Source organism: Reichenbachiella sp. (assembly GCF_039944555.1).
GTDB lineage: Bacteria > Bacteroidota > Bacteroidia > Cytophagales > Cyclobacteriaceae > Reichenbachiella.
This window is the reverse complement of record NZ_JBDUYN010000005.1, coordinates 1-11,058: the sequence shown is the minus strand read 5'-3', so window position 1 is coordinate 11,058 and position 11,058 is coordinate 1. Positions and strand designations below refer to the sequence as shown.

The following is an 11,058-nucleotide window of genomic DNA, read 5'->3' as shown; positions in this document are numbered from 1 at the left end:
GTTGTATTGGCAGTCCAGTGCAAGTGGGACGAGTCTTTCCGAATCAGGACTATCCACTACCCGAACCTCCGGGACTAAGGTATATGCCCGTTGGAGAAACAGCAGCAATTGTTGGGGGCCTGCTACGGAGGTAACTTATAGTGTGACACCTGTACCAGCGACACCACCTTCAGCTACAGTTTCTAATCAATGTGGGAAGTCTGTCCTGACGCGTAGTGCGCCACCGACAGATCACATTTATTATTGGCAAAGTAGCAGTACAGGGACTAGTATAGGCAATTCTTCATTGACTATAAACCGAACAAGCGGAACCAAATATTATCTACGTTCAAAAAACACAGTCACAGGATGCTGGTCATCAGCCAGAACGGTCAATTATAGCATTATAGCGCTACCTGCTACACCCCCTGTACCCACCACGCTGGTGGTATGTGAAGGCAATACACTCACACGAGCCAATCCACCGTCGAATCATACCTACTATTGGCAAAGTAGTACATCTGGAACGAGTACGAGCAGTTCAGCCAAATCGATTACCAGGACGTCGGGATCTAAGTATTATCTACGATCAAAGAATACAGTTACGGGTTGTTGGTCATCGGCAAGCACGGTAACCTATACTTTACCGGCAGGCATACCTTCTCCTGTGATTAGTTCTATAATCAACAATTGTGGCAGCACGACTTTGTCGGCAGCCATTAGGATCTTACCTGAAGAAGAATTGATTAAAGAAGACGATATTATTCCTCTGCCTACAGTGGCAGGTTTCACGTTGTATTGGCAGTCCAGTGCAAGTGGGACGAGTCTTTCCGAATCAGGACTATCCACTACCCGAACCTCCGGGACTAAGGTATATGCCCGTTGGAGAAACAGCAGCAATTGTTGGGGGCCTGCTACGGAGGTAACTTATACGGTGGAAGAAATTCCGGCTATTCCGATAGTCACAGTCGCAAACAATTGCGGAAGTTCAGTTCTGACGGCGGACCCTTCTCCTGCAAATGTGACCTACTACTGGCAAAGCAGCGAACAGGGTCGAAGTATGAGTAATTCTTCGCCTTCGGTTACAAGATCTTCAGGATCTACTTATTATATAGTGGCTAAAAATGATAACGCCGACTGTTGGTCTGCGGCAAGAACTATTAATTACTCTATAAGAGCTGTTCCCACCGCTCCACCTGTTCCCACTCAGAAAGACGTTTGTGGTGGAATAGAATTGACTCGTGCTGCCCCGAAAGAAGGCTATGTATACTATTGGCAAGGCAGTTCGACAGGTCAGAGTAAGAGTAATTCAGCCGTCTCCGTCACTAGAACATCCGGATCAAAGTATTATTTAAGATCATATAAAAACTCGAATTCATGTTGGTCGGCTGCTGCAAAAATAAGTTATAGCATAACTCCACTGCCAGGTGTGCCAAGTAGTATTGTCGTGAAAAATAAATGTGGAAGAGCTGAATTGTCTCATACTAATGCCAATTCTGATAATGTGTGGTATTGGCAGAGTAGTTCTGGGGGTGTAAGTACTTCCAATTCATCTAAATCAAAAATTAGAACTACTGGATCAACTTACTATATAAGATCCAAGAATAGTACGACTAACTGTTGGTCTGATGCTAAAGTGATTAATTATGCACGCAGACTTGATTGTGCCCAAACCTATATCCCTGATGATAATTTTGAAACCATGTTGATGAACTTGGGATATGATTTCAAGAAGGATAATAACTCCTATACAGAAGACCTGGAATCGATTACAACTTTGAACATGTTTGGTGCCGGTATAACGGATCTAACCGGTATTCAGAATTTTTCCAATTTAACGGAATTGTATAGCCAAGAGGAAGGTCAGTCTTATGCGGAAAGATCACCAATTAAATTCAAGACGGTTGGTGATGGCGACTGGGGTGAATTGCTCATTTGGAATTACAAGGTGAAGCCTCTGTCAATGGTAGATGTGATTATCGAAGGAAATACGGTAACCGTTGATTCTCAAGTTAATTGTCATGCCGTTGAAATTGTTCAGGATGGAACGAATCGGGTTGGCGAGCTCATTGTGTTAAAAGGGGGCGTTTTAGAGGTTGAGGAGTATATAGAAGTAATGGAACAACCTGTGGGCGGCGTAGATATTAATAATCTGTTTATTGAGCCGGGTGGAAACGTAATTGTTCAAGATTAAAAATTCATAGCGTTAATCGAAAATGGTGAATAAAATGAAATTGAAAGAAACTATTGTCCCTAAAATGGATTGCTGGAATTTGAATAAAAAAATGAGTTTCAAAATTATTCTCATGCTGAATATGATTTTGGTAATGACAAATAGTTTATCAGCTCAGGATCCAGATGAGGTGAAGTATGAAACGGTAATTATCGATGACGTAGAAGTAATTCTGAATAAGACGGAGTTATATTATGATGAAGCTGGCAATATCGATCACTTGTTGGTATCTGCCGCAGATACCATTACAGGTAACCCAGGATACATCCCTTTTTTGAAGGAGAATAAAACGTATTTAGTTGTTGATGGGTATTTGACAAATACATTGCTCACAGATGACCATTCGATTAATCTCAACTACGGAAATGCTGCAGTACAGTGGATTGCCAGCTATCAGTACATAGCGACTTACAATGCAAGTCGCCAATTATTATTAGAAGAGGATTATTATTTCAATATTGAAGACAATGCCTGGGAGGGAAACAAGAAGTTGAGTAACACTTATTCTGCAGAAGACATTCCTAGTGCTCATGTTATATACCTATGGGATGAAACCAATGCTGATTGGCAAATGCAAAATGGATGGAAACATGAGTATTTCAATGAGACAGTTGATGGTATATATTACACTACTTTCATCTCATCATTAGTTCAGGACAATGATTGGGTCTATCGAGAGCAGAAGATAGAGGGATATTTTGATGAAGCTCTCACTAGTATAGAATCTGTTATCCGCCAATCCTGGGATACATCATTGCTAACCTGGATGAACGAATCAAAGGTTAAATTCACTTATGACACGAATGGAGAAATTACAAGCGAATTAAGTGAAAAGGGCTCCGGGTCCGCTTGGCTAAAAGAGAAAAAAATAGTCTATGCATATGATGCCGCCGGACAACTTGAACTACACAAAGAATATAGAGGCAACCATACAACAGATAATTGGGAGCTGATTGCTAAAAACATATATGATTATACGTCATCCTCTGTGATGAGCAGGTTCTATGCTCTTGATGAATCAAATCCGGGGAATGAAGGTTGGATTGGAATCATGAAGGAGTATACGGAATTTGATGGTTCAGGAAGATTAACAGTAAAAGAAAAATACGGAAATCAGTCCGGGATTTCATCAAATGCAAATAGCCTTTCCGATGAAAATTGGAAGCACATCAGTAAAACAGAGTACTACTATGAAACAATGAGCGGGTATTGTGGGTCAGCCGATTATGAGAAAATTGAGTACGGAACCCAATATCAACAAAGTACGGAAGGTTTTCTGATACAAGAACAAGGATGTTTTTTATATGCCAACCCAAGTGACCCTAGCATATATGAAGCGGACAATACAGTAAGTAAAATGAGAGTCAAAATCTACAAAGGGGAAGAGAGTTCCTGGAAAGAAGTGTTGTAATACACTGAAGTTTCATTTAATGGGATTGTGAAATTGAATATAGAAGAAAACATGAAGAAATATATACTTGTATTAATTGTCTTGTTGGCTATTACACAGGGAGGAGTTATTGGATATTTGGTTTGGTCATCATCTTCTGAAGAACTGGTGTATATCGATTCGGCGAAATTACTAGATGAATACAAAGGGATGCAGGAAGCAAGGCAGGCCTTTCAAAGACAAAGTCAAAGCTGGCAGGCTAATATTGATACGCTGGTCAATGAAATCGAGCAACAGATCACTGATCATGAGATGAACATTCCTCAGATGAGCACTAAAAGAAAGAATCAGTCTGAGGAAGAGATTAGGAAAAAACAAAAAGAACTAATTCAATATCAAGAGGCGATTCAAAAAAAAGCTGCTGAGGCTGACAATAAGATGACTGCTCAGGTATTAGCCGAAGTCAACAGTTTTCTACAATCTTATGGAGATAGCCGTAAATATAAGATGATATTGGCTGCAACTAATGCAGGAAATATTGTTCATGCCAATGAGGGATTGAATATCACCAAGGAAGTAATCGAAGAACTCAACCGTAAATATTTAGCCAAGTGAAGAGATTGACAGTCCATTTCCTGGCTTTTTTGGTCCTTTGCTCATGTACAGCAAAATCTCTCGGTCCCGATGAGTGGCGTGGCTATTTGCTCAATGAGAGTCATGGTCTAATAAAAACAAAGGTATGGAATGGTATCTCTTCTGTGGTGAGTTATCGACCAACAGACGCTATGATATGGCAGGAATTTGGTTATCAGGAGAGCGTGTCTGTTGAAGATTGGGACAGCCTGGGTAAAAAGTATATAGATCATACGTATTTAAATCTGTCACTATCCTCTGATTCTACCGATTTGCTAAGTGCGCTGGGGCCACAAGACCCCAGGTACTATGAAGTACTGAAAAATCTATCCTATAATATGAGCCAGAACTGCGGCATTGTCACAGCATGCAAAGACACCTTGGCTCCTAAGTTTGCTCAATTTTTCCGAGGTTATGGAAGTGGAATAAGTTCGGATGTATTGCTTGTTTTTGAGGCTAAGCCATTAAAAGCATGTGAAAGTTTTAATTTTTATGTACGGGATATTGGGTTGAATCTTCCCATCCTGACCTATGAATTTGATATGAAGTCTATTGAGAAAATACCTCAATTGAAGCTTCCTCAAAAAAGCCTGAAAGAATAGAATATATGAGACACCTACATTTACACAGAAGAAAAGTCGCAACGATTTTATTGTTGTCCTTTGTCAGTCAGATACTACTTCCTGTAGTAGTACATGCCTCAGGGGTATCCGCTTCTACTGCTGGCCCGTCCGCTCCGGAGGCGACCAGCTTCGAACCAGTGGACACCTCAGACATGGTCAATTTGCTGACGGGTGATTTTACTTATAATGTCCCATTACTTGAAATACCAGGCCCGGCAGGGAGCTATCCAATGGCGCTCTCTTATCATGCCGGAATTAAGGTCAAGCAAGAACCATCATGGGTAGGCCTAGGTTGGAATTTGTCTCCGGGAGCCATAAATAGGAGAGTTAATGGTATTGCCGATGATTTGAGTGGAGAAGCAGATTTACATGAATCCTATTGGGAGGGAGGAGAATCGAAAGTAACCTCTGTAGGTATTACTATTGGATTTGCTGCCGGACCAGCTAGTGTAGGGGTTTCTGCCGGACTGCAAATTGCAAATGATACCTATAAAGGAAGAGGTGTCGGTGGTTATGTGGGAGTTTCGGTAGGTACTCAGGGGCCAGCGACTATTGGCGTCAATGCCAGAATTGGGGTGACACCATATGGTGAAGCCTATGCATCGGCCGGAGCAAACATTGGAATGTCTACTAAATTGGGCGAAACAGATTTAGCACTTTCAACAGGGCTTGGTATTTCTGCAAGTACCCTGAACGGTGTTAGTGCTGGAATGTATGGTGGTATAAGCGTGAGTAAATCAAACCCTAATAATCCGAAGACTGGAGAAGGCACGTATTTGGGAGGAATAGGTGCATCCTTACTTGGTGTTAGTCTTTCAACCAGCGGCGGCGGCGGCCAGATTAGTGTAGGAGGAGGAAGTGTAACCTCTTCAGCAGCGCAGGCCAACAAATTGAGTACATCTACAAACTCATGGAGCTTTAGCATCCCGGTATACTACGGGGTCTCTCTTAGTTTTGGTGAGACTAAGACAAGATATTGGATTGATAATAAAATAAATGTGAGGCTGTATGGTACGCTGAACCAAAGAAATCAACAAAATACAACTGATTTTGAAGGAGATGTCTATGATTTGTTTAATTCTGATACAGGTTTATATGGCGAAGAAAATGAAACCATTAAACAATCCGCTGGTTCCTACCCTGATTATGATGTATATAGTGTGAACGCCCAGGGCATTGGAGGAAATTTTCAGCCTTATCATGTCCAGAGAGCCTTACGCAGGGCTACTAAATTTGATGAAAAGATCTATGAAGGGTATGCTGGAATTGGGAAGTATAACAATGCAAAACAAGGATTCAGATTCGTTGGAGATTTTTCCAATAAAATGAAAAGGAAAAATGACCAACCCCCAGCAATTGGGTATAAACTTGGTGAAATTCAGTGGGTAAGTAACTATATGCAATGGAACAGGGTAAACAATGCCACCACTGACACCTACGACTATGAGGAAGAAGGATATGATCCTTACAAAAATAAAGCGGCAGGTTCAAAACATATCGAATACTACACCAATCAACATTTGTCTGCCAACCCTTCCATGATAACAGCCAATTGCATAGATCGGACCAATTTACCTCAAGGGCAAGTTGGAGGTTTTGAAGTAACCAACAAGAGCGGATTGACCTATCATTTCATGCTACCTGCTTATTCTAAGAACGAAGAAATCTACTCTGAGAACACAGAAATGGAGGGCGATAATCATTATAGAATCAAGAAAGCGAAGTATGCTTATACCTGGTTCTTGACGGCGATCACCGGACCTGATTATGTAGACAGAGGAGAAGTTGGTTTAGACAAAAATGACTTTGGTTACTGGGTGTCATTTGACTACAGTAAATGGAAAGATGAAGACTGGAGAAACCCTGAAGTTGGTATGAATGAGGATCTTGAAAAAGGCGTGGAGTACATGACAAAGGGGACAACGGAAAGGTATTATATGGATCGCGTATCTACAGCGACACATACGGCTCTTTTTGCCAAATCACAGCGCATCTTCGACCCAAAAGACAAGGCTCAATTGGATGCCATATACCTACTTGATAATGCTCAAATGGATCGACTAAATGGACAGATATCTAGTGTGAATTTGAAAACAGGTAAGCTAAAAGGTATAAATCCGAATGATATCGAGCTACTCGACCTCGAGGCATTAAAAAAGTTCCAATTTGATTATAGTGGATTTGGATACTCCGATCTGCGATTGAAATTAGATCGCCTTTGGAGTTTGGGAATAGGTAGTGCAGATTTGGTTCCCCCAACTATTTTTAAGTATAAAGAACTTGGTGATGAAATGGGTTATGGCAAATCAGGAATCTACAATTCGGAAGCATTTGATTTAAGCTCAATGTATAAGTCGGATTATTCGAAGGAATATGACAATGAGAATATTGATAGAATGACCTCACAAGAATCCGCCAAACATGTTGACATGTGGTCTATGAATGAGATTATTTCCGCTACCGGTCAGCATATCAAGATAGTTTATGAATCCGATTCTTATACTTCATCAAAACTTAGCCAGTATCAATATCCGATTGATGATTTTGAAGAGCATGAACTTCCTAATGATAACCTGGTTACGATGAAAATTATTTCGGAGGACTATCTCGGAGAATTGTTGGAATATTTCAATTCGGGAGCAGATCTCAATCTTGATTTATTGTTTTCAGTTGATTACAAGATAGCAGGCTTGAATTTTGAATTGAAAACCCATGTTCCCAGAAGTTATCAGGGCAAACACGATGGCGCGAATGATTACATTTCAGTAATACCAAAAATTAATCCTGAAGGCTCCTCTTCAGGCAGAGCAAGCAGTGTGGAAATCAAGGATGTAATAGTGAATTCTGACGAATTGGAGCAGTTACTCAAGTTTGCTGAAGGAAGTAATACTCCGGGAGGACTTAATCAGGCACAAGTGCCGCAATTTTTAAAGGATGCACTAAGTAAAGTAATGCAATCTCCTCCTCACTGGTTCTTGCCTCGATCTATCGATTTTATCAGCTACCTAAAAGTAAATTTTAAAGCTGGAGTTGCTTCCCTGGATGCGAATCATATGGTAGCAGACAATAATAAAAATGTTGGTTTTGAGAAATTTGGTGGTGGAATTAGAGTAAAGGAAATCGTGAGTGAAAATCCGATCACAAAGTTCAGGAAGGGGACTGAATATGATTACGCACACAAGGATTTATGGAGTTACAACGATACCAATAGAAAGATTAGCTCTGGATCTGTTCTTTATGAGTCCGGTGTACTAGCTCCTTATTCTGTTAGAGACTTGAAAGAAGTAGAAGACGAACCAAAGTTTGAATTCTTAAATGCAATCACCAGAAATTATACCAAATTATTAAAGAATTCCAGATTGCTGCCGGCACCAACGGTATTATATCAGCATGTAGCGAAAAAGTCTTATGTAGAACATTTAAATGGAAGTAAAAAGTACCTGCCGACCTACTCAGCATATGAGTTTGAAATGTTTCATGAAAGTATGTTGAACCACTTCATGGGTCCAATATCAGAAGATGTACATGCTGGTAGATTCTATGGCGGTGATCATTCGTATCATCATGTGAAAGACAATCATTCGAGAGTAGAGAATATGCTTTCTCAAATAGGACAACTCAAAGCAATCAGGCTTCACGATATTAAAAATGATAATTTGCTATCGAGTTCCACCTATCATTATTTACATGATGAATTAACTCCGGCAGAGGATCCTACGGATCAGCAAAAGAGAAATTACTTCAAAAATTATTTGCAATTGCTTGGCAATAACTATGGCTATCAAGGTTTGGTTCAGGAGACCTTTGCCAACGCAAGAGTTTATGACTACTCCCGTTCCAGACATCGAAGAAGCAGCGGGTTTTTGTCATGGGAATCTTATCATAAACACAACTATTTTATGGTAACGAATGTGAGCTACTGGGATGAATATCCGGTAGTGAAAACGGGAGAAACACATACAGACTATAGGACAGGTACTGTAAAGAGAATCAAAAATACAGAATTTGATTTTTATTCCGGAGATGTAATCGCCACAGAAACTGAGGATAGTAATGGAAGGACAATCATTACTGAAACTGAGCCAGCTTATTGGCATTATCCTGGAATGGGTCTGAAGATTCACAATGCTAACAACAAGCACATGCTTAGCCAACAGGCAGCTCAGACCAGTTATATGAAGATTGCAGGCGTGCCTGATCGGGTTTTAGCTTCTTCGGTAACAACATGGGGCGATGAGTTTGATGTCATACACCTGGACAAAAGCGAAGGTGTTAATGGACTAGTGACTATCGCAGACCCATTACACGACGCTGAAGGCCCTAAGCAAACCACCCGAGGAATATGGAGAAAAAAGGCTGGTTATCAGTATGTAGGTGATATCACAGAAGAAACTAATGAATTTGGGTCTTCCTTATCGGCCTACACGCCGTTGCTTCCTATTGGACCAGGTCACGATTGGACGAACATTAATATTTCTTTAAATGATAGTGATCCCTGGATTAAACAAGGTGAGATCACCTTATATGATGCACATTCTCATGCCTTAGAAGCCAAAAATGAGGTGAGTGGACAATATGTAGCTACAAAAATGACTTCGGATCAGGTACGAGTGATTTCTACTGCGACAAACTGCCAATACGAGGAGATGGCATTTTCTGGTGCTGAAGAAATGAGTAAGTTGGGAGTGAGTCAAATCAATGATGTTCGCACTACCGGAACCGTACGAACCAGTCCGCTCTACAGCCACTCCGGTGAGAGTTACGTGACCGCGGCAAGTGGGGAAACAGGTTTTGAGTACACATTTGTTGTACCAGCGGATGCAGGTGTAAAGAAATACAGAGCCATGGTATGGTGCTATTTACCCGGTCCAGCAGCGGAAGAAATAGGTAAAATACTCTTAAAGGCTGATTTGCCAGGTACGGCAAATGATGCTGAAATGACGCCTAACGTCGACATTAAGACTTATGGAAGCTGGCATCCAATCGAATTGGTATTTGAAGCAAGCGCTGGTCAATCAGTTACTGTGAAATGCGTCAATGATGTTGAATCAGCATGGGCAGTAAGTTTTGATGACTTTAGGGTGCAGCCATATTTGTCTGGAATGCAAGCTTATGTATATGATCAGACCACCGGGCAGCTTACTTATTCACTAGACAACAATAACCTTTATACACAATACAAGTACGACCCTATGGGTCGACTTTCAGATGTGATTAGAGAAATTAATTATGTAGTGCCACGCTTCGAGCAGAGTCACAGGTATTTCAATAAATTTTCTGAAAACAAAAACTAGTAGATTATGAAGAAAAGCATCTTTCTTTTTCTGATTTATTTGCTTCAGTGTGGTTCATTATTTGCTGCAAGTGATCCTATCATTGTACATGTCAATCCGGAGTTTAGTGGAACAAAGAAAATACCTCTCACTTTATATCCTTTTATTTTTACCCTTACCAGGGTTTCATCAGAAGATACTTATTGGACTTTACAACCGAATGGAAATTCTGATTTCAGGGTTACACATATAATTGACAACTGGGATTGTGACATTCCTGACCGTGGAATGCCTCCACAATGTAGATATAAACCAATAGCTGGATATCCAAAAACTATTACTGGTAGCAACATACCACTTCCTAGGACATCAGCCGTTGATAAATATCTGACTCATCTCTCAAAGTCCTTTTTTAGAGGGCCTTCAATTTGGATGGATCAATTCCAAGGGAGCATAAATAAAGATAGACTCATAGAATTTTGGACAAAAGCTGGTCAATCATCCGGAGGCCATGATCCAAATTTCATCAATAATGTAAGAGCAAATTGGCATGATAATAATAACGGTCAGTTAACTGATTGGATTGAGGAAATAGATGCTGAAATACAAACTTATTATACCGAGACTCCTGATGGACTCCCGCAGCATAGAGATTTTCATACCTCTGTTCGGTTTGATAAAATCATTATATATAAGGGAAATTATTCCATAGATGTAGCATTGAACCTGGCCTATCCATCCTTATATATGGGAGATTATCTAAAACAGTCAGTAGCTAAAAATGTAGTCGAGGACCACCTATTTTCTCCTACATCAGGGGTTGCCAAGTATTTTGTGGGGCCCGATGCTTTTGATTTTGTAGCTGGAAGCATACCCCAAACCCCTGTGACTTTCTATGGTCAGGTAAGAGAGGCCTACCGTCTTCAG

The 11,058-nt window shown here is 40.6% G+C and carries 6 protein-coding genes; all 6 read left to right on the top strand.

The features are described 5' to 3' along the window. Nucleotides 1–2,173: hypothetical protein (locus ABJD64_RS04870; RefSeq protein WP_348208193.1), on the top strand; the 2,173-nt coding region annotated here is incomplete at its 5' end. 34 nt (nt 2,174–2,207) lie between these two features. Beyond that, the gene (locus ABJD64_RS04865) at nt 2,208–3,623 is read left to right on the top strand and encodes a hypothetical protein (protein WP_348175941.1); all 1,416 of its coding nucleotides are present in this window, start codon (nt 2,208–2,210) and stop codon (nt 3,621–3,623) included. A gap of 51 nt (nt 3,624–3,674) precedes the next feature. Further along, nucleotides 3,675–4,217: an OmpH family outer membrane protein gene (locus ABJD64_RS04860; protein ID WP_348175944.1), complete on the top strand. Its 543-nt coding sequence runs from the start codon at nt 3,675–3,677 to the stop codon at nt 4,215–4,217. After that, nucleotides 4,214–4,837 carry a hypothetical protein gene (locus ABJD64_RS04855; protein WP_348175947.1) on the top strand — a complete coding sequence of 208 codons (624 nt, stop codon included), beginning with the start codon at nt 4,214–4,216 and terminating at the stop codon, nt 4,835–4,837. Before ABJD64_RS04860 ends, ABJD64_RS04855 begins: the two co-directional genes overlap by 4 nt. 5 nt (nt 4,838–4,842) lie before the next feature. Then, entirely contained in the window at nt 4,843–10,152 is a 5,310-nt protein-coding gene (locus ABJD64_RS04850) for a hypothetical protein (protein WP_348175950.1), read from the top strand. A gap of 6 nt (nt 10,153–10,158) precedes the next feature. After that, the coding region (locus tag ABJD64_RS04845) for a hypothetical protein (protein ID WP_348175953.1) at nt 10,159–11,058 on the top strand (900 nt) is incomplete at its 3' end.